11 protein-coding genes are annotated in these 21,823 nt (G+C 75.3%); all 11 read right to left on the bottom strand.

Translation table 11 applies throughout. The features are described 5' to 3' along the window. Nucleotides 1–5 precede the first annotated feature (5 nt). The 11 genes from QI554_RS11165 to cobO all read right to left on the bottom strand — a co-directional run bounded on the left by QI554_RS11165 (nt 6) and on the right by cobO (nt 21,455). A complete protein-coding gene (locus QI554_RS11165) occupies nt 6–1,430 on the bottom strand; it encodes an ABC transporter ATP-binding protein (RefSeq protein WP_281468666.1) in 1,425 nt (474 codons plus the stop codon). 35 nt (nt 1,431–1,465) lie between these two features. Continuing rightward, nucleotides 1,466–3,223, bottom strand: coding sequence for an ABC transporter permease (locus QI554_RS11160; RefSeq protein WP_281468664.1), 1,758 nt, complete (start codon nt 3,221–3,223; stop codon nt 1,466–1,468). A gap of 379 nt (nt 3,224–3,602) precedes the next feature. Further along, a complete protein-coding gene (locus QI554_RS11155; RefSeq protein ID WP_281468662.1) occupies nt 3,603–4,409 on the bottom strand; it encodes a TrmH family RNA methyltransferase in 807 nt (268 codons plus the stop codon). 228 nt (nt 4,410–4,637) lie between these two features. After that, a complete protein-coding gene (locus QI554_RS11150; RefSeq protein ID WP_281468660.1) occupies nt 4,638–5,261 on the bottom strand; it encodes a Uma2 family endonuclease in 624 nt (207 codons plus the stop codon). 148 nt (nt 5,262–5,409) lie between these two features. Next, nucleotides 5,410–6,651 (bottom strand): uroporphyrinogen-III C-methyltransferase, encoded by a 1,242-nt coding sequence (gene cobA / locus QI554_RS11145; RefSeq protein ID WP_281468658.1) that lies wholly within the window; start codon nt 6,649–6,651, stop codon nt 5,410–5,412. 126 nt (nt 6,652–6,777) lie between these two features. Then, the gene (gene cobT, locus QI554_RS11140) at nt 6,778–15,828 is read right to left on the bottom strand and encodes a nicotinate-nucleotide--dimethylbenzimidazole phosphoribosyltransferase (RefSeq protein WP_281468656.1); all 9,051 of its coding nucleotides are present in this window, start codon (nt 15,826–15,828) and stop codon (nt 6,778–6,780) included. 73 nt (nt 15,829–15,901) lie between these two features. Next, entirely contained in the window at nt 15,902–16,972 is a 1,071-nt protein-coding gene (gene cobC, locus QI554_RS11135; RefSeq protein WP_281468747.1) for an Rv2231c family histidinol phosphate aminotransferase CobC, read from the bottom strand. A gap of 192 nt (nt 16,973–17,164) precedes the next feature. Next, the gene (locus QI554_RS11130) at nt 17,165–17,608 is read right to left on the bottom strand and encodes a cobalamin biosynthesis protein (protein WP_281468654.1); all 444 of its coding nucleotides are present in this window, start codon (nt 17,606–17,608) and stop codon (nt 17,165–17,167) included. Further along, nucleotides 17,590–18,804, bottom strand: coding sequence for a precorrin-6y C5,15-methyltransferase (decarboxylating) subunit CbiE (gene cbiE / locus QI554_RS11125; protein ID WP_281468652.1), 1,215 nt, complete (start codon nt 18,802–18,804; stop codon nt 17,590–17,592). The genes QI554_RS11130 and cbiE overlap by 19 nt, the downstream gene beginning before the upstream one ends. Before the next feature lie 633 nt (nt 18,805–19,437). Then, on the bottom strand, nt 19,438–20,847 hold the full coding sequence (locus QI554_RS11120; protein WP_281468650.1) for a cobyrinic acid a,c-diamide synthase CobB: 1,410 nt from the start codon (nt 20,845–20,847) through the stop codon (nt 19,438–19,440). Continuing rightward, complete coding sequence (gene cobO, locus QI554_RS11115; RefSeq protein ID WP_281468648.1) at nt 20,841–21,455, bottom strand: cob(I)yrinic acid a,c-diamide adenosyltransferase; 615 nt, start codon at nt 21,453–21,455, stop codon at nt 20,841–20,843. The genes QI554_RS11120 and cobO overlap by 7 nt, the downstream gene beginning before the upstream one ends. Between the last annotated feature and the right edge of the window lie 368 nt (nt 21,456–21,823).

Below are 21,823 nucleotides of genomic sequence, written 5' to 3'. Positions count from 1 at the left end.
GCCGCTCAGGCCTCCGCCGGGGCGAGCCGGAACTCCTGCGGGTCCGCGTCGTACTCGTACAGTTCCGCGTAGCGCCCCCAGTCCGTCGCGGTCCGCAGCTGCCGCGTCGCCTGCTCGCCGGTCCAGTGGTGGGCGAGCAGATCGCGGAAGAACCCGGCGCGCAGGGTGCCTTCGGGGCTGTGTCGGAGGCTGGTCACGATGAGTCGGACGAGGGGCACGTTGAACGCGCCCGCCGCGAACACCTCTTTGGCCGTGCGGACGTCGGCGGCGGCGAACTCCGCTCCCGCGAGCGTCAGGCGCAGGTCGTCGCCGTCGACCGCAGCGAAGCCCAGCAGGTCCAGCCCGTCGACGAGCGGCAGCAGGTCGTCGTTCTCCAGGCCGAGCCGTTCGGCCAGGTCGGCGAGGTCGGCCGCGCCGTTCTCGCGGCGGAGGAGGTCGGCGAGTCCGGCCATGCCGTCGACGCTCGCGGCGGGCAGCGGCGCGTTGGCGATGGTGCGCAGGCCGGGCGCGGGTGCCGGGCGCACCGGAGCAACGGCCGTCGGAGCGCCGGTCATCGTCCGGTACACCGCGTCCACGACGGCGTCGAAGTCGGCGGTGCCGCGACGCCGCGGGTGGCTGAGCGGCACGGCGAACTCGGCGGTGATGTGGCCGTACGGTCGGGAGCCGAGCACGACGATGCGGTCGGCCATCGTCACGGCCTCCTCGATGTTGTGGGTGACCAGCACCGCGGCGCGGGTCGGGAACTCGCCGTCCGCCCACAGTTCCATCAGGTCGCGGCGCAGGTTCTGCCCGGTGAGCACGTCGAGTGCGGAGAACGGCTCGTCCATGAGCAGGACTTCGGGGCGCACGACGAGGGCCCGGGCGAAGCCGACGCGCTGCCGCATGCCGCCGGACAGTTCCTTCGGGTACGCGGACTCGAAGCCGTCGAGTCCGACCCGGTCGAGCGCGGCGAGCGCGGCCGCGGCCCGTTCACGGCGCGGGACGCCGCGGGCCTCGAGCCCGGCCTCGACGTTCTGCTGGACGGTGAGCCACGGCAGCAGCGCGAAGCTCTGGAACACCATCGCCGTACCGGGGTTGGCGCCGGTGAGCGGGGTGCCGCGGTAGGCGACCTCGCCGGAGGTGGGGGCGATGAGCCCGGCGAGCAGGCGCAGCAGGGTGGACTTGCCGGAGCCGCTGCGGCCGAGGAGCGCGACGATCTCGCCGTCGCGGATGTCGAGGTCGACGCCGCCGAGGACGGGCAGGTCGCGGTCGGGTCCGGCGTAGGACTTGACCAGGTCGCGGGTGCTGAGGAGGACGTCGCCGGGGCGGACGTCGGAACGCGGGTGGGAGCGGCGGTCGGTGCCGGTCCCGTCGGAACGCCGGGCGGACTCGCGTGCGGCGGCCTCGGCGGCGCGTACGCGGGTGGTGTGTGCGAGCAGACGCAGAGCCATGATGAATCTCCTTGTCGATGAAAAGTGTTCGGGGGTCAGGCGGCGAGCGCGTAGCGCCGGGTCGCGAGCCGGTACAGCCGTCGCCACACCAGCCGGTTGAGCAGCACGACGTACACGCTCATCACGGCGACGCCTGCCAGCACGCGCGGGAAGTCGTCGTTCCCGGTGGCTTCGGCGATGTAGGCGCCGAGCCCGGTCGCGGTGAGCGTCGTCCCGCCGAAGGTGACGACCTCGGCGACGATCGACGCGTTCCAGGCACCGCCGGACGCGGTGATGCCGCCGGTGACGTAGTGGGGGAACACGGCCGGAATCAGGAACCGGCGCCAGCGCTGCCATCCGCGCACGCCGAGGTCGTCCATCGCCTCGCGCAGGTCGGTCGGTACGGCCATGGCGCCCGCGATGGTGTTGAAGAGGATGTACCACTGCGCGCCGAGGGCCATGAGCGCGATGCCGCCGACGTCGATGCCGACGCCGGTGCGCACGAACACCCACAGCGCCACCGGGAACAGGAAGTTCGCCGGGAAGCTCGCGAGCACCTGCACGACCGGCTGGGCGATCCGGGCGCGGCGCGGCGACAGGCCGATCCACACGCCGACCGGCACCCACAGCAGCGTCGCGACGACGATGAGCGCGACGACGCGGGTGAGGGTCACCAGGCCGAGCCACAGCGGTTCGCCGAACACGCCCAGGCCGGTGCGGTCGTGGAGGTAGCCGAGCAGGCTGACGAGTCCGACGGTGAGCGCCGCGGCGACCGCGAAGCCGAACACCAGGTCGCCGGCGCGGCGGCGGGCGGCCTGCGGCGCGAGCTGCCGGTCGTCGACACCGAACACCCGTGCGGCGCGGCCGATCCGCTCGGTGAGCGCGCGCCCGGCGCGGCCGAGGTACCGCGGCCAGTGCGCCGCGCGGACCAGGTCGAGGACGAACGAGCGCTGGGCGTCGGCGGCTTCGGCCTGCTCGTTCTTGAACCTCTCGGCCCACGCGGTCAGCGGCCGCCAGAACAGGAAGTTCACCGCGACGATCATCACGACCATGGTGAGGATCGCCCAGCCGATCTTCCCGAGGTCGCCGTCGTGCACGGCGGCGCCCGCGTACGAGCCGACGCCCGGCAGCGCCTGGTCCTCGCCGACGACGCTGATCGCCTCGGACGCCGTGAGGAAGAACCACGCGCCGCCCATGCTCATCATGCCGTTCCACACCAGCGGGATCGCGGCGTTCGGCGCCTCGATCCGCCACAGCCGCATCCAGCGGGTGAAGCGCAGGTCGCGGGACAGCTCGTCGAGTTCGCCGGGGAGCGCGCGCGAGGCCTGGTAGAAGGCGAAGGCCATGTTCCACGCCATCGCCGTGAAGATCGCGAACACGGCGGCCGCCTCGAGGCCGAGGGTCGAGCCGGGGAACAGCGCGATGAAGCCGGTGACGGTGATCGACAGGAAGCCGAGCACGGGCACGGACTGCAGGATGTCGAGCGCGGGGATCAGGACGCGCTCGAGGCGGCGGCTGCGCGCGGCGGCGTAGCCGTACGCGATCGCGAACACCGTGGACGCGGCGAGCGCCACGGCCATGCGCAGCAGGCTGCGGGCCGCGTCGTAGGGGAGGTTGGCGGGATCGGTGTCGACGGTGAGCGGGTGGGCGGGGTCGAAGGAGACGTCGGTGCCGGCACCGACGCGGACGATCAGGTAGAGGACGACCAGGACCGCGGCGCCGACGACGAGGTCGACCCACGGGAACCCGGCGCGCCGGGTGGACAGTGCGGCGGCACCCGAACGGGCGCGCGCGGAGCGTACGGAATTCGTCATGACAGAGCCCTTGGATGTGGCGCGACCGCGCGTCATGGGGCACGCGGGCACGCAGACGCCGCCGCACCGGCGTACGGGCACGCGAAAGTGCGCGCGTACGGGCGCGGGACATGCGTCACTCGGGAAGAGGCGATCTACAGCGGCGGCCTATGCGGACGCCCACCCTTCAGGTGGGGTCAGGCCTGACCGCGACTAGGAGGTTCGCTGTGCACAGCTGCCTCCTTTCGTCGCCGGAAGCTGCGCTGCCCGGGTCATGGTCGACGCACCGGGCGAACGGGTCGACGCGGCCCATACTGCCACAGGGGTCCCGGGGCGGGACGGGACCAAAGTCCCGAAGCCAGGCCCCGGGGACGGGGTTTGCGCAGGTCAGGGCCGGTCTTCAGGTCCCGGCGCCGTAGCTGACCGCATAGAACGCGACGGCGGCGGCCGCCCCGACGTTCAGCGAGTCGACGCCGTGCGACATCGGGATGCGCACCAGCCGGTCGGCGGCGTCCATCGCCTTGCGCGTGAGGCCCGGCCCCTCCGCGCCCAACAGCACGGCGCAGCGGGCGAGTTCGTCCGCGGGAAGCTCGTTGAGCGGGACCGCGCCCTCGGCGGGCGTCATGGCGAGGACGCGCAGTCCGGCGTCCCGCACCGTGTCCAGCGCCCGCGGCCAGGGGGCGAGGCGCGCGTACGGGACGGAGAACACCGCGCCCATCGCGACCTTGACGCTGCGCCGGTACAGCGGGTCGGCGCAGTCGGGCGAGAGCAGCACGGCGTCCATGCCGAGCGCCGCGGCGCCGCGGAAGATCGCGCCGATGTTGGTGTGGTCGTTGACCGCCTCGAGGATCGCGACGCGGCGTGCCCCGGCGAGGAGTTCGGCCGGGTCCGGGAGCGGCTTGCGCTGCATGGAGGCGAGCGCGCCGCGGTGCACGTGGTAGCCGGTGACCTGTTCGACGAGGTCGGGCGACGCGACGTACACGGGGCCTTCGGCCCGGTCGATGACGTCGGCCATGACGTCCGCCCAGCGCTCGGTCAGCAGCATCGACCGCAGCGGGTACCCGGCCTCCAGCGCGCGGCGGATGACCTTCTCGCCCTCCGCCATGAACAGGCCTTCGGCGGGCTCGCGGCGGCGGCGCAGGTCGACGTCGGTGAGGTCGGTGTAGTCGGTCAGCCGCGCGTCGGCGGGGTCGTCGATGCGGATCACGTGCTCTCCTCCGCCCGGCGGGCCGACTGCCCGCCCCGGAAAACCGTCCAGCCGAGGCCAAGCCTCATAACCGCCGCTCCATCGCCTAACCCGTGCGCTATCGCGCCATACGCTACCGCCCAAGATCACCATGCCCGGCCACCACCGCCCGCCACGGCAGACCCGTGCGCTACGAGGCATGCACGACGGACGGCGAGCCGGGGCCCGCCGCCCGCGATGAGCAGCCGATCAGTCGTCGAGGCCCGTATATGTCGGCCACGCCCCCGTCTGCAAGGCGAACCCGAACGGCGTCGGCAACGGGATCGGATCCGACTTTTCGCCGTAGGCGCCCTCCACGAGGACCTGGTACGTCCGCTCCCCGTCAGGCAAGTGGTGCAGCGTCCACGTGCCGTTCTTCTGGTCGACCATCAGGTAGAGGGGGACACCCCCGAGGGCGTACTGACGCGGCTTCGCGGTGCTGTCGTTGAACACCGTGTCGGGCGACTTCGGCGAGGTCACCTCGACGATGAGCTCAATGCCCTCGCGTTCTTCCGAACTGCGCGTCCCTCCAGGACGTACGACCACAAGGTCGGGCACGTAGAACTTTTCGCTGCCGCCCGGGAGGTTCCACTTGAAGTTCTCGCTGTGCGTGCGCCAGTGGGTCGGGCTGACCCCGGTGTAGTAGGCGCGCTTGACGTCATCGACGATCGATTCGATCACGCGTCGGTGCTCGAACCCTGCAGGGGCCATCACAAGGACCACCCCGCCGTCCACGTACTCGACGCGGTGCGTCTCCAGCAGCAGCTCGGCAAGGGCACGCAAGTCGCCCGTGTTGGCCAGATCATCGAGCCTCGGAGTCGTGTCGTCCGACAAGACCCGTCACCTCCTTAGCCGTCGATCGACGCTAGAGCCAGTGTGACGGTCGACGGCACGCTATGGACGATCTCGCGCGCGACAGGCCCGAATGGCGCACGCTTCACCCTTCCGGTGGAGCGTGCGCCGGGGTGGAACTGGTGTGCGGTTACTCGCTCGTGCGGGCTATCCGGTCGGCGACTGCGACGACGTCGCCGATGATGACGATGGCCGGGGGGCGCAGGCCCGCCGCCTGGGCGTCGGCGGCTGCCGTGGCCAGGGTGGTGCGGAGGGTGCGTTGGGTGGCCATCGTGCCCTCTTGGATGATCGCGACCGGGGTCGCGCCGTCGCGGCCGTGGGCGACGAGGGTCGAGGCGATCGCGCCGAGGCGTTCCATCGCCATCAGGAGGACCAGCGTCCCGCGCAGCTTGGCGAGGGCGGGCCAGTCGACCAGGGACTGCGGGTTGTCCGGGGCGACGTGGCCGGAGACGACGGTGAACTCGTGGGCCACACCGCGGTGGGTCACCGGGATGCCGGCGATCGCCGGGACCGAGATGGCGCTCGTGATGCCCGGGACGACCTCGACCGTCAGGCCGGCTTCCGCGCAGGCGATGGCCTCTTCGAAGCCGCGGCCGAAGACGTAGTTGTCGCCGCCCTTGAGGCGGACCACGAACTTGCCGGCCGACGCGTGCTTGATGATCTCGTTGTTGATGGCCTCCTGCGCCATGGCCCGCCCGTAGGGGATCTTGGCGGCGTCGATGACCTCGACGTCGGAGGGCAGCTCGTCGAGCAGCGCCCGCGGCCCCAGCCGGTCGGTGATGACCACGTCGGCCTCGGCCAGCAGTCGGCGCCCGCGCACGGTGATCAGGTCGGGGTCGCCGGGCCCGCCGCCGACCAGGGCCACACCCGCGCGCTTCGCGCGGAAGTGCGCCGCGCCGAGCGTCCCCTCACGCATCTCCTCGAGGATCCGGTCGCGGACGGCCGCCGCGCGCCGCGGGTCGCCGCCCGCCAGCACCGCGACCTGGAGCCCGTCGTGCCGCCCCGCGGCGGGCGTCCACGCGGTGGCGCGGGACGCGTCGTCGCTGCGCACGCAGAAGATCCGGCGCGCCTCCGCGTCGGCCTCGACCGCCGCGTTCACCGCCGGGTCGTCGGTCGCCGCGATGACGTACCAGGCGCCGTCGAGGTCCTCGGCACGGTAGCCACGCCGCTCCCAGCGCAGCTCGCCGTCGTCGGCCATGGCCTCGACGGTCGGGGTGGACTCGGGCGCGACGACCAGCACGTCGGCCTTGGCGTCGAGCAGTCCGGGCAGTCTGCGGCGGGCGACCGTGCCGGCCCCCACCATCACGACTTTGCGCCCGGCCAGCCGGAGACCGGCGGGGTAGGCGGGAACGTCGTCGTATTTCGGGGACATGGCGTTCTTTCTCACTATCCGTCAATACCCGGTCTCACCGGAGCGTGCGCACGTGGGCGTGGGACGCGCCCCTGTGCGGGTGCCGCCGCCCGGACCGGCGTGGTCCGGGCGGCGGCGGGTCCGGTCTCAGCCCGTCTTGCCGCTGACTCCGGCGGAGTCGAACGTGGCCACATCGTGCATCACGCGGGCCGCACTCTGCACCAGGGGAAGCGCGAGCACGGCACCCGTGCCCTCACCGAGCCGCAGTTCCAGGTCGACCAGCGGGCGCAGGCCGAGCTTGGCGAGCGCGGCGGCGTGGCCGGGCTCGGCGGAGCGGTGGCCGGCGATGCAGGCGGCCAGCGCGTCGGGCGCGATGCGGTGCGCGGCGAGTGCCGCGGCGCCCGCGATGACGCCGTCGAGCACGACCGGCGTACGCATCGCGGCCGCGCCGATGATGAACCCGGCGAGCGCGGCGTGCTCCAGACCGCCGACCGCGGCCAGTACGCCGATCGGGTCGTCCGGGTCCGGCGTGTGCTTGGCGAGCGCCGCCCGGATCACCGCGACCTTGCGGTCGTGCGTCCGGTCGTCGATGCCGGTGCCGCGCCCGGTGACCTCGCCCGGCTCGGAGCCGGTGAACACCGCGATCAGCGCCGCCGAGGCGGTCGTGTTCGCGATGCCCATGTCGCCGGTCAGCAGGCACTTGTTGCCGGCCGTGACCAGGTCGCGGGCCGTCTCGATGCCGACCTCTATGGCCCGCATGACCTCCTCGCGGGTCATCGCCGGCTCCTGCGTCATGTCGGCGGTTCCGGGCCGCACCTTGCGCGGCAGCAGCCCCGCCCCGGTCGGCAGCTCGGTCGCGACGCCGACGTCGACGACGCACACCTCGACGCCGATCTGCCGCGCGAACGCGTTGACGACCGCGCCGCCCGCCAGGAAGTTCTGCACCATCTGCGCGGTGACCTCCTGCGGCCACGGCGACACGCCCTGCGCGTGCACCCCGTGGTCGGCGGCGAAGACCGCCACCGCGGCCGGCTCGGGCACCGGCGGCGGGCACACCCGGGCGAGCCCGGACAGCTGCGCCGAGATCATCTCCAGCACGCCGAGCGACCCGGCGGGCTTCGTCATGACCTTGTGCCGGTCCCACGCCGCGCTCAGCGCCTTCGCGTCGAGCGGACGCACCGAGTTCAGCGTCTCGTCGAGCAGCCGCACCGGCTCCTCGCCGGGCAGGCCGCGCCGCCCGTACTCCTCCTCGTGCACGACCCACGACAGCGGCCGCTGCTTCGCCCAGCCGGACTGCGCGAGCTCCGGCTCGTCAGGGAAGGAGTCGACGTAGCCGACGCACAGGTACGCGACGATCTCGAGGTGCTCCGGCAGGCCGAGCGCGCGGCTGAGCTCGCGCTCGTCGAAGAAGCTCACCCAGCCGACCCCGAGGCCCTCGGCGCGCGCCGCGAGCCACAGGTTCTCGACGGCCAGCGCGCTCGAGTACGGGCCCATCTGCGGCTGCGTCTGCCGGCCCAGCGTGTGCCGGCCGCCGCGCGTCGCGTCGACCGTCACCACGATGTTGACCGGGGTCTCGAGGATCGCCTCGGTCTTGATCCCGAGGAACTGCTTCGCACGGGCCTTCGGCAGCGACGAGGCGTACGACTCGCGCTGCCGCGCCGCCAGCTCCTGGACACCCGCACGGGTCTCCTCGGACCGGATCACCACGAAGTCCCACGGCTGCGAGTAGCCGACACTGGGCGCGTGGTGCGCGGCCTCCAGGACACGGATCAGGACCTCGTCCGGAACCGGGTCCGGGCGGAAGCCGGTGCGGACGTCGCGGCGGTCGCGGATGACGCGGTGGACGGCGTCGCGCGAGGCGTCGTCGTAGGCGGGGGCGGCGTCGACGGTGTACTCCAAGGTGCGGTTCTCTGACGTGGACGGTCCGACGCCGGGTTCGCCCTCGCGGACGGCCTCGTCGGGACCCGGCACGCCGGGACGGTCCGACGCACCGGCTCCGGGCACGGGGGTCGCCTGGGCGGTGCCGCCAGGGACAGCGTCGGCTGCGGCCGGCACGCCCTCGGGGGCGCCGGCACGCGCCACGTTACCGGGGGTCGCGTTTCCGGCCGCGCCTGGGGCCGGACGGGTGCCGGGAGCCGGACGCGTACCGGGGGCGGCCTGACCGCCCGCGGGGGACGCGGCGACACCACGACGGCCCGACCGGCGCGAGCCGGCGCCGGGGGTGGGCTGGGTCTGCTCCGTTGTGGCCTGGCCGGTGCCGGGCTGGGTGGACCGCGCGGGCGGGGTGGCCTGACCGGGGACGTCGGGTGCGCCCTGGCCGGTCGTGGGGCCTGCGGGGGCACCCGACGGGGCCGACGGGACCGATGCCGCGGGGACGCCCCGCCGACCGGACGCGGCCTGGGTGGCGGCGCCGGGCTGGGGCGGGGTGGCTTGGACGGCTCCGGGCTGCTGGACGGGCGTCGCCCCGGCCTGGGCGGGGGTCGCGGACGACGCTGCGGCGTTCGGTGCGGCGTTCGCTGCCGCGTTGGGCGCGGCGTTCGCTGCCGCGTTGGGCGCGGCGTTCGCTGCCGCGTTGGGTACGACGGTGCCCGCCTGAGGCGGTACCACCGACGAGCCCGACGCGGGGGTGTCGGTCGCCGAGTCGGCCGCACCGGCCTGAGCGGCGGCGGGGCCGGCGTTGGGCGCGGCGTTCTGACCACCGGGGCCGGGCTGACCACCGGGAGCGGTACCGCCGCCCGGCTGACCGGCCACGCCCGCGACCGAACCCTGGGGAGCGGCACCGGGAGTGCCCGGCTGGGTGGACGGGACGCTTGTGCCGCCTGCGGCCTGACCCGAGGTCGGGCCGACCGGCTCCGCTGCGGCGCCGGTCCCGGGCTGGGCCTGGGCCTGGGGGGCCCCGGCGGGTGCGGCACCCGGCTGAACCGGGCTGTTCGCCGCGGACGCGGCTGCGGCCCCGGCGTTCGGGGCGGCGGCGTCCGAGCCACCGGACGTCGCGTCGGCGGGCGCACCGGGCGCGCCCACCGAGCCGGCCTCGGGGGTGCCGTCAGCCGAACCGGCGGCACCGGCCTGTGCGGCGGCGCCCGGGCCCGCGGCCTGCGCGGCCGTCGGTGCGGCGGTTGCCTGGACGGCTGCCGCGCCACTCGGGCGGCCTCCGGCGCGGTGGGCACGCCGTCGGCCGGTCGCACCCGGGACCTCGCCGGGCGCTGCCGACGAAGCACCCGTTCCGGCCTGGGCGTTGCCCGGAACGGCGGGGGCCTCAGCGGCGTTCGGAGCGGCAGGCGTTCCCGCGACAGCGGGCTGACCGGGGACGGCGCCTACGGCCTGACCGGGCGTCGGCTCAGCGGGCCCGCCCGACGGGACCGGCACGCCGGCCGCGGGCGTGTTCTGCTGAGCGGCCGCGTCGGCACCCGGGGTGCCCGCGACGGCGGGCTGACCGGCCACCGCACCTGCGGGGACTGCGCCCTGAGTGGGTGTCAGTCCGGGAGGAGCAACCTGGCCCGCCGCAACCGCGGCGCGCGGCTCGGCACCGGCCACCGGCTGTCCGGGAGCGGCGACCGCGGGCTCGCCCTGCTGACCGGGCGCGGCGGGATTGCCGGCCGCACCAGCGACGTTCGGAGCACCCGGGGTACCCGCGGCGGGCTGACCGGCCACCGCGCCTGCGGCGCCCGCACCCTGAGCAGGCGTCAGACCGACGGGACCGGCCTGCGCTGCCGGAACCGTCACGCCCGGCTGGGCACCCGGCACCGGTTGCGCGGGCACACCTTCGGCGCCGACGGGCGACGCGTTCGGAACGGCCCCAGGCACACCCGGCTGACCGGGCACCGCGCCTGCGGCGCCCGCACCCTGAGCAGGCGCGAGACCGGCAGGACCACCGGACTGGGCCGGCGCGCCGGCCACGGGAGCGTTCTGGTGACCAGGCGCCGCGTCGGCCCCCTGCGCGACGGCGGGGCCACCGGTTGCACCAGCGGCGTTCGAGGAGCCAGGCGTACCTGCGGCCACAGGCTGACCGGCTACGGCACCCGCGGCATCGGCGGGCGACGTGTTCGCGGCGACACCAGGCTGAACCGGAACGGCACCAGCGGCCACGCCGGACTGCGCGGTCGAACCGGCACCGGCCTGGGCGGACGCGGCCTGAGCGGGCGTAACGCCAACAGGACCACCCGGCTGAACCGGACCAGCACCGGCAGGCACGCCCGGAGCCCCCAGCTGACCGGCCACTGCACCGGCGCCCTGAGCAGCACCCGGAGCACCGGCCGCGTCGACTCCCGGAGCCGCCGCCGCGTCGGCCGACTCGGGAGCGGAGGCCTGAGCAGCGTTCGCACCAGCCACGCCAGGCCGGCCCGGCACGGCTCCGGCCGCATCGACGGCTTGAGCGGGTGCCTGCCCCGCGGGACCACCCGGCTGAACGGGCGCGGCCGCAGCGGCCACACCGGACTGCGCGGGGGAACCGACAGCAGCGGCCGACTCGCCGCCGGCACCCTGCTGAGCCGCCGGACCAACCTGCGCAGGCACGCCGGGCTGAGCCGGAACCTGACCAGCGGCTGCCTCGCCCTGAGCGGGCGCGGCGCCAACGGGTCCGCCCGGCTGACCGGCCACCTGCACCGCACCGTTCGGCGCGTCGGAAGGAGCGGCACCGGCAGCAGGGGCACCAGCAGGCGCACCCGCCGCGCCACCGGCGGCGTCGGCGGCCGCGGCCTCGGGCCCGGCCGTCGCCTGCACGGCGTCCGAACCAGCGGCGACACCTGCGGCGTTCTGGCCACCTGGCGTACCGACGGCACCGGGCTGACCGGGCACGGTCCCTGCGGCGACACCCTGAGCAGGCGTCACGCCTGCGGGACCGCCCGAATGAACCTGCGCGGGGGAGCCGGCACCCGCAGCGCCCTGTTGACCAGGCGCGGCAGGCGCACCAGCACCAGCACCAGCACCAGCACCAGGCGCACCGACGCCCTGAGCAGCCGCCACAGACGCGGCGTCTGCCGACTCGGGACCCTGCACCGCGTCCGAACCATCAGCGGCACCTGCGGGGTTCTGACCGCCCGGCGCGCCAACGGCACCAGGCTGACCCGGCACGTTCGCAACGACACCGCCGCCCTGAGCAGGCGTCTGCCCCACAACTCCGGCCTGCCCGGCCTGAGTCGCGGCACCAGGCACACCCGGCTGACCGGGCACCGCACCTGCGACCTGCGCGGGCGCGACACCGGCAACGCCACCCGGCTGCGCGACCGCGCCGCCGACCTGGGCGCCCGGCTGGACCTGGGCGCCCGGCACGGCGTTCTGCACGCCCGGGACACCCTGCTGTCCGGCCACGCCGTCGCCGACGTTCGCCGCAGCGCCGGGGCCCTGCTGACCGGGCACCGCGGCTGCGGCACCGGCGCCCTGAGCAGGCGTCAGACCTGCCGCGCCCGTGCCCGCGGCCTGCGTGGCCGCGCTCGCGGGCTCTGCGCCACCCGGCTGAGCGGCCGTTCCCGCCGCGGCGGGCGCGTCGGTGCCGTTCGCCGCCGTCGAGGCCGCATCGCCCGAACCGTCAGGCTGTCCCGGCGCGTTGGCAGCGGCCGGGGTTCCGACAGCACTGTCCGCCTGCGCGGCCGACTGTCCGGCGACACCTTCCGCACCACTTGCGACCGGGCTGTTCGCCGTGCCCTGCGTGGCAGCGTCAGGGCCGGCGGGCTGAGCCGGCGTCGCGCCGACCGGACCGCTCTGACCGCTCTGCTCCCCCGCCTGCGGCTGAACGCCGCCAGGCGTACCCGCCGGGTTCTGCGTCGGAGCCGACGCGGCCGCGTTCGGCTGAACCGCGCCGTCGACGGCAGCCGTTCCCGGCTGGGCGGCGTCCGGCTGTGCGGTGCCGGGGGCGTCCTGTCCGGCCTCGTTGCCGCGTACCGCACCGGCGGCGGCGTCCGCGCCGTGCAGGCGGATGCGTCCCGCGTTGGCCCGAGTGCGGTTGCCCGGCTGTGCGGGCGTCGGCTGTGCCGTACCCGAACCGGCGTTCGCTGCACCGATGTTCGACGCGGCCTCAGGCGTGCCCGGGTCCTGCGCCGCGACAGCCCCAGCAGCCGGTCCCCCGGCGGGGTTCACCGGAGGCGGGACCGGGATCGGACCCTGGTGGGCGGGCGCGACCGGCGTGCCCTCGGCGGGCGTCGACGCGGCGGCCGAAGTCGCGGGGGCCGGAGCTGGAGCAGGCGCCGGGGCGATACGCGGTGCGCCCCCCGCACGGCGCGCTCGTCGCGCGGCCACGCGGCCGGTCGTCGGGATCGGTGCCGGAGCCACGACGGGGTTCGGCGAGCCTCCGGGCTGTCCCGGGACCGGAGTCGTCGGTGCCGTCGGTGCGACGGCAGGCGTGCCCGCCGCGGGAGTTCCGTCGGCGGGCGCGGCGACCGGCTGTCCCGGTGCGGCCGCGTCAGGCTGCGGCACGGCCCCTGGCGCGCCCGCGGCGACGGGCTGACCGGCAACGGGCGTACCGCCACCGGGGGTCGCGTTCTCCGACGCCTCCTCCGAGGCGTTCGGCTGCGCCGCCGGGACGCCCGCCTGGGCCGCGGCCTCGTCGGCCTGCGCCGCAGCGGTGGTTCCGTCCTGCGGGTCCTCCGCGTTCGCCGTACCGTCCGCGCGTGCGCGCAGGTTGCGGGCCCGCACCGTGCGCCGGTTCGCGGTGTCGGGGTCGGCGAACGCGGCGGTGCGCATACGCCGGGTCGGTCCGGCCTTCGGGACCGCGGCGGTCTCGGCGGACGCGTCCGCCACTTCGTCGGTCTGTGCCGCGTCCGCTGCGGCCGTCGAGCCGACCGCGGCCTCCTGCCCGACGCTCGGCAGCGAGCCGGGTCCGGGCGGCGGCGGAATGCGCGGCACGCCCGACGTGGCGGGGCCGGCGTCCGATTCCGCCGCGCTCTCCTCGGGAGAGCGCGAACCGGCCGCGTTCGCATCGGTGTTCGGCTGCGCTTCGGCCGAGGACCGCTCGTCCGCCTCGGACGTCTGCGCGCCCGCACCCTGCGCCTCGGCGGCCGACGGCACCGCGGCCTGCGCGGACTCACCCAGCTGAACGGCCTGCTGAGCGCCACCCGTTGCCGGAACGCCCGCGGCCGGGGCCGCCTCGGCGTCCGCCTGAGCGGCCTCCGCCTGTCCGGCCGTCGTACCGGGCTGCGCCGCCGGTACGGCCACAGCAGCCTCTCCCGACGCCGCGCCGGCCTGAGCGGCCTGCTGCGCTGCACCCGGCGCCTGCGCCGTGGCGGCCTGGCCATCCTGCGCGCCGTGCGCCGACGGCGCCTCGGCGGCACCCGCCGCCGGCACGCCGGCGGCCTGGCCACCTGGCGCCGACGAAGCCACGCCCGCAACAGCCCCGGCACCAGCAGGAGTCGCCCCCGCCGTGCCGCCCAGCGCTGCGGCGTTCTCCGCCCCGCCCGGCTGAACGGCCTGCGGTGCGGCACTCGTTCCGGCCCCGGCCGCGCCCTGCCGGCCGGCGGTCGCCTGCCCGGGAATGCCCGGCGTCCCCGGCGCGGTCCCGCCCGGAGCCCCCGAGGCTCCGGGCGCGGCCTGCGCGTTCTGCGGGTTCTGCGCGTTCTGAGCCGCCTGCGCGGCCTGGACCGCCTGGTACTGCGCCGAGCCCGGTCCGCGTCCGACGCGGCGCTGGCGGCGCGGCGGCAGCGTGCGCGGGCCGTTCGTATCGGCGACCGGCGGCTGCGCGCCGACCACCTGGACGGCCTGCGACTGCGGCGAGCCGACGGTCTGATGCGGCACCTGGAGGGGTGCCGGGGAGTCGAGGCCCGACGTCGTGAAGGCGACGCCCGACGCGCGCACCGCGCCCGAGGACCCCGGGTCGACGGCCGGCCCGGCGGCACCCTGAGGAGCCGACGGCACGCCCGGCCCCTGCGGCCCCGCAGGCGGCGGCACGGTCGGTTGAAGTCCCTGAAGCCCCGGCCGGACGCCGGAGTTCGGCACAGCGGCCTGCTCCCCCGGCTGCCCGGCCGCGCCAAGCCCCTGCGGCCCGACAGGCTGCGCGGCGGGCCGCACACCCGGGTCCGGGACCGACGCACCGGGCTGAAGCCCGTGAAGCTGCTGGGGGCCCTGCGGCCCGGTCGGCTGAAGCCCTGGCCGGACGCCGGAGTTCGGCACCTCGGCCTGCTGCCCCGGCATGAACACGGGTGCGCCGGACGCTCCCGGCGCCACCGGCACACCGCCCGAGTGCGGACCGCTCGCGTCGGCGCCCGGAACCCCGGCCTGCGCCGCCGCGTCAGGCGCCGTTCCCATGCCGGGCGTTCCCAAGCCGGGCGTTCCCATGCCGGACGGCGGCACGGCCTGTCCGGGAACCCCGAACACCTGTCCGCCCACGACCGGTTCGGCCGTCGCGCCGACGTGTCCCAGTCCCGCGCCCGGCTGCTGCTGCACGCCCGGGGCCGATCTCTCACCGACGTGCGGGGCCTCGCCCTGGACGCCGAACACCTGTCCGGGCACACCCGGTTCGCCGGTCGGCGACACCGGTCCGAAGCCCGGGACACCGCCCTGCTGCGGCGGAACGGGCCCGAGGCCCGCGACGGGCGCGGGCGTCTCCGCGGCCGCGGCCATCCGGTCGGCGAGCGACCGCACCGGGGGCGTCGGGAGCGGGCCGCCGGGCTGCGCCGCACCGGGCACACCGGGGCCGGGCTGCACCGGCGTACCGCCGAACACCTCGGGCGCCGGGACGAATCCACCGACACCGCCCGGCACGGGCGCACCGGGAACAGCCCCGTGCACGCCACCCTGGAGGCCGCCGTGGACGCCGCCCTGGAGACCACCCTGGACGCCGTCCGGCACGCCGCCGTAGACCCCCGAGTCCCCCGCCGTCGGGTGCTGCTGCGGCAGCCCCTGCGGGATCCCCTGCGGAATCCCCGCGCCCGGCTGCATCGGCTGCACCGGCGGCATCTGCTGTCCGACCGCGTGCTGCCCCGAGTCGTGGCCGGCCGGCATCTCCGCCCAGCCGCCCTGCGGACCCGGCATCAGCAGCGCGTCGTCGTCGTCGAGGTCGTCGAAGTCCTCGACCTCTTCGCCCTGGTAGCCGTACGCGGAGGTCGGCGGGGCGTGGTGCCCCGAACCCACCGCGCGACCGTGCGCGTCGTACCCGCCGTGCGGGTCGTACCCCTGCTGGTCGTACCCCTGCTGGTCGTAGCCCTGCGGGTCGTACCCGCCGGGCCCTCCGTGCTCACCCTGCACCGGACGCAGCTCCTCGTCGCCACTCACGCCGCCACCTCGCCAAGGCCGTCGAGGCAGACGCGAAACGCACCCCTCATACCGGTTCGCTCGCTTCGCTCGCTCACGTCCTCAACACTCCTTCTAGTGCAACCGCGAATGCCTCTGTGGTGGCACGGTCCCGTACCGCTATCCGAAGCCAGTCCGGGCCGAGGCCCGGAAAGGTGTCGGCCCGGCGGACCGCGAAGCCCCGCTCGCGCAGGAGTTCACGGACCGTCAGGCCGTCCTCGACGTGGGCGAGCACGAACGAGGACCGGGGTTCGACGGGCAGTCGGACCCCGGGAATCGCCCGCAGCCTCGCGACGAGGTACGCCCGGTCTGTCGCGAGCGTAACGGCCGCCGCGTCGGCGTGGGCCACGGCGACGGGGGCGCTGCACGCCTCCGCCGCGACGAGGGCGGGGGTCGAGACCGACCACAGCGGCTGCGCCTCCGCGCAGCGTCGTACCAGGTCGGCGGGGGCGAGGAGGTAGCCGATGCGCAGCCCGGCGAGCGCCCAGGTCTTGGTGAGGCTGCGCACGACGACGAGGCCGTCGACGTCGCGTCGTTCGGCGAGGCTTTCGGTTTCCCCCGGAATGGTGTCGGCGAACGCCTCGTCGACGACGAGGACGCGGCCGGGACGGGCGAGCGCCGCGAGTGTGTCCGCGGAATGCGCGACGGAGGTCGGATTGGTCGGGTTGCCGATCACCACGAGGTCGGCCTCCTCCGGGATGCGAGCCGGGTCCAGGCCGAAGCCCTCCCGTTCGGTGAGGAGGACCCGACGCACAGTATGCCCGGCGGCCCGCAGCGCGGCCTCGGGTTCCGTGAACTGGGGGTGCACGACCACCGCGTGACGCGGGGTCAGGGTGCGTGCGAGGAGGACGAACGCCTCGGCCGCGCCGCAGGTGAGGAGCACTTCGTCGACGGGCCGGCGGTGCCGCGCGGCGACGGCGGCGTGCGCGGAGGAGGCGTCCGGGTAGGCGGCGAGGCGGGTGAGGCTTTCGGCGATGCGTTCGGCCAGCCACGGGGGCGGCGCGGCGCCGCGCACGTTGACGGCGAGGTCGACGAGGCCGGGCGCGACCTCGCGGTCGCCGTGGTGGCGAAGGTCGATGCCGTCGTCGTGCGGGGGTCCGGACGCCGTTCCTGTGGTGCTGCGCATGCGTGGTGTGTCCGTGCCCCTGATCGCCGTCGTGGCGGTGTCCGCCGTGCCCGCGGTGTGTGCCGTGCCGCTGCTGTCGGCGTCCATCATGCTGGTGACTATGCCGGTGCCGGTCGGCGGGGTCGCACCATTGATCACAACCCCATCCCCTCTGATCGAATCACTGTGCGTCGACCGTCGTATTCCGGCCGTTCATCTCGTTCCCGTCCCACCAACCCGATGGCACGCAACGGCAATCGTGCACAGAGACGGGGTGCGGTCGCTGAGGGTTTTGCGAATCAGCAGGTCGCCCCCGCGCGCCGCGGCCAGGGCCGCCGCCTCCGCCACGCTCGGCGTCCCGACCGCCGCGCGCACGACGTCGGACGGGGTCGGCACGGGGACGTTCGCGAGCACCTCGGCGGGCAGCCACACCAGTTCCGCGCCGAGCGCCTCGGCGAGCGCATGGATGCCCGGTTCGCCGCGTTTGCCGTCCAGGGTCGCGACCGTTCCCACGGCGGACGCCTCAAGGGCCGCCGCCGCGAGCGCGGCCGCCAGCGTGTCGGCGAGTTCGTCGTACGACACCCCGCGCGACGCGCCCACACCGACCACCAGCGGACGACCCGGGCCGTCCGCGACCGTCACAACCGGTCGCCCCACAGCACGAACACCGGCTCCTCGGGCCGCAACCGGTGCTCGGCGCCGCTGGCGGGGGTAAGCCGCGACGACTGCAGCATCGTTCCCTCGACGGCGTATCCGGCGCCGGTCAGCGCCGCGTGCACCGGGCCGACCGACTCCAACGCCGACACCGCCGCCACCATCCGCTCGGGACGCCGCGCGGCACACGCCGCGACCACGTCCGCGCCGCCGCCGCCCACGAACACCGTGTCGGGGTCGGGCAGCCGGGACAGCACGTCCGGAGCCGTGCCGGGCACGATCTGCACCTCGACGCCGTACCGCGCCGCGTTGGCGGAGATGTGCTCGCAGCCGACCGGATCGCGCTCGACGGCGATCACCGCGGCGCCCTGACGCCCGACCTCGACGGCCAACGCGCCGCTGCCCGCGCCGACGTCCCACACCAGATCTCCAGGACGCGGCCCCAGGCGCGACAGCGCCAGCGCACGCACCTCGGCCCGGACCATGGCGGCACCGGTGTGCGCGTAGGCGTCCTCCTCCAGGCCCCAGCCGCGCACCGGCCCGGGGAAGTCCGACCGCTGCCCGGCGATCCACCCGGCGGGCGCGGACGTGGCCGGATTCGGTCCGACGACGATCACCACGTTCGGATCCGACCACGTACGGTCGGCGGCCATGTCGGCCGCGAGCATGGTGACTTCCTCGTGCTCGGTGCCGAGGTTCTCGCACACCACAAAGGTGCGGGGCACGCCGCGCAGCATCAACCCGAGCTCCGCGGGACCCGAACCCGGGCCGGTGAGCACCGCGACCTTGCCGTACGCCCGACAGACGTTCACCGCGCGGCGCAGCTCGCGCCCGTGCGCGCTGACCACCTTCGCGTCGTCCCACGGCATCGCGGCGCGCGCGAACGCGTGCGCGACCGACGACACCGCCGGCACGATCTCCAGCTCGAGGCCGTACTCGGGACGCCGCAGTATCCGCACGATGCCGAAGAACCCCGGATCGCCGGACGCCACCACAACAGCCGTACCCCGGTGCTCGCTGATCCGACGGGCGGCAACGTGCACATTGCCCATCACCACACGCTCGGCCGTCTCCGGTACGGGCACCGCCTCGAGATGGCGGGCGCCACCCGCGACGAGCGTCGCCGACGCGAGCGCACCCCGCGCCGCCGCCGACAACGGCGCCCCGTCGTACCCGATCACGGTGACCCTGTCAGCCATCTGCCGCCGTCCTGTTCCGTTCCACGTCGCCGCGCCGTCCTGCCCGGCCACCCGACACCGCCACACCCCTACCGAGGCCACGACGACGACCGACCGGTTGAGGGTTCCACCGACCGGTGCGCCATCGTGCCAGAGCCACGACGGGCTCCGCAGTCCCCGACCCCGACATACCGCCCGCCCCGACGAGATCCGCGAACGAACGCACGCCGCCGCGGCGGAGCGCTCTTCGGCGATGGGAGAAGCTGGCACAGGCCATGTTCACGCCAACCATCCACGCTGCGCCGGTCCGGACCGGCCTCAGCAGCACGACCGCCCTCGCACGCACGTGCACCCTGACCCCGCCCCGACCCGAACGAACACACCCCCGGCCAGGCCGAGCTCGACCATGCACCGTGCCCGGCACCAGGTGTCTCCCCGGTGCAGCGCCCCCCACCACGCGCCTCCACGCGGCACTGTGCCGCCGAGGTCGCGCGCCTCATCAGCAGAAGCCGCCGCCCACAAGTCAGCACGCCGTACACGCAGCCCGACACGACCGCTGAACGCCTGGCGCCGTGGCCGCCCGCTCTGTCCGCGCACGCGCGCTGCGCCCCGCCCGCGTCCACGCGCCGAGCCTCGTCGGCCGGAGCCACCTCGTCAGCACGCCGTACGTGCTGCCGCGGCGACCAGGCGCACCGCTGCGGCCGGGTTGCCTGCCCAGTGGGTGTGCAGATACGACGCGTGGACGGCGCCTGTGACGAAGCCCTCTGGGGGTGCGTCCGGCCATCGCCAGGCGGCGTTGTCGCCTGATCGGGGCGAGAGCGTGGTGCGGTGGAACTCGTGGCCTCGAACTCGGGTTCCCCGCGCGGCGAGGACCGAGTCGGATGCTGCCTCGGCGTCGCGGTAGCCGAGGGTCAGGCGCTCGGTCATGTGGGCGTCGGCGGGCAGGACGCCGCACATCGGGCTGCCGTCGAGCGTGCGCGCGAGATAGAGCAGTCCCGCGCATTCCGCGGCGATCGCCCCGCCGCGCGCGGCGAAGGCCGCGACGTCCTCGCGCAGGCTCGCGTTCGCCGACAGCTCGGCGGCGTACACCTCGGGGAAGCCTCCGCCGATCACCAGCGCGCCGGTGCCGTCCGGCAGCCGTTCGTCGCGCAGCGGGTCGACGATGACCACCTCCGCACCGGCCGCCGCGAGGAGTTCGGCCGTCTCGGCGTAGCCGAAGGTGAAGGCCGCTCCCCCGGCGACCGCGATCCGGGTCGGCGGGCGGCCTGACGAGACGACCGTGCGCCGACCCCGCCCCCCGTCGGTCTCACCGTCGACCTCAGCGGCGACCTCGGAGGCGGCGTCCCACGGCTCCGCGGCGAGCGGCGGAGCCGAGCGTGCGAGCCGCAGCACGGCGTCCAGGTCGACCGACCGCGCGACGAGCTCCCCCAACGCCCGCACGGTCTCGACGGCGTCGGCGTGCCGTTCGGCGACCGGGATCAGCCCGAGGTGCCGGGACGGCTTGGCGATCACGTCGTGCCGCCCCAGCACGCCGAGCACCGGGAGGCCGAGCGGCGCGAGCGCGGCCCGCAGCATCGCCTCGTGTCGCGCGGACCCGACCCGGTTCAGCACCACACCGGCCACCGTCGTGTCGGCGCGGAACGTCGCGAAGCCGTGGACGAGCGCGGCGACCGAATCGCTCTGCGAGCGCGCGTCGACGACCAGCACCACGGGCGCGTCGATCAGCCGCGCCACGTGTGCGGTCGAGGCGAACCCGGCGCGTCCGGCGGCGCCGTCGAACAGGCCCATGACGCCCTCGACGACGGCCACGTCGGCGCCGCGCGCGCCGTGCGCGAACAGCGGCGCCACCCGCTCCTCCCCGACCAGGAACGGGTCGAGGTTGCGCCCCGGGCGCCCGCACGCGAGCGCGTGGTAGCCCGGGTCGATGTAGTCGGGGCCGACCTTGTGCGGCGACACGCGCAGGCCGCGCGCGGCGAACGCGGCCATCAGGCCGGTCGCGACGGTGGTCTTGCCCTGGCCCGACGCGGGCGCGGCGACGACGATCCGCGGGACCGGCGTCACCATTCGATGCCCTTCTGCCCCTTCTGCCCGGCGTCCATCGGGTGCTTGACCTTGGTCATCTCGGTGACGAGGTCGGCGATCTCCACGAGATCGGGGTGCGCGTCGCGGCCGGTGATGACGACGTGCTGCTGTCCGGGGCGGGCGGTGAGCGTCTCGACGACGTCCTCGATGTCGACCCAGCCCCATTTGACGGGGTACGTGAACTCGTCGAGCACGTAGAGCCGGTAGGCCTCGGCGGCGAGGTCGCGCTTGATCTGCGCCCAGCCCTCGGCGGCGTCGGCCGCATGGTCGGCTTCGGACCCGGGGCGCTGGATCCACGACCAGCCCTCGCCCATCTTGTGCCAGGCGACGGGGCCGCCCTCGCCGGTCTCGTCGTGGAGGCGCCCGAGCGTGCGCAGCACGTTCTCCTCGCCGACCTTCCACTTCGCGGACTTGACGAACTGGAACACCCCGATCGGCCACCCCTGGTTCCAGGCGCGCAACGCGAGGCCGAACGCGGCGGTGGACTTCCCCTTGCCGGGACCGGTGTGCACCATCACCAGCGGCCGGTTGCGGCGCTGCCGCGTGGTCAGCCCGTCGTCGGGCACCTGCTCGGGCTTGCCTTGCGGCATGGGGACTCCTTCGGGGACGAGGGTCGGACGAGTCGGCCTCGCCGACGGGCGGGTAGGGACGGGTCCGCGAGATCAGACGGTCAGGTGGTCACGCGGAGGTCGGCCTTCGACGGGCCGGGAACACTGCGCGATCGCGGCGGTGTTCATGTCGGCGCACAGGAGATCGACCATCCCGCGGGCCCCGTCGGGAAGCGCCGCGCGTTGACCCGGGGCGCCTTCAAGGACGCGAGCGGCGGCTGGTCGGTGCCGATACTGGTGATGCCGGCACTGGCCGGCGTGGCGACGGCGTGCGGCCTGGGCGCGGCCCGGCCGCTGCGCGTGCGCGCGGTGGTCGCTCGCGAGCCGGGGATGGACGTGGCACCCATACA

This window comes from Yinghuangia seranimata (genome assembly GCF_029953285.1).
Taxonomy (GTDB): Bacteria; Actinomycetota; Actinomycetes; order Streptomycetales; family Streptomycetaceae; genus Yinghuangia; species Yinghuangia seranimata.
Note: the sequence above shows the minus strand (reverse complement) of the source record. Positions and strands in the feature narration are given on the sequence as shown.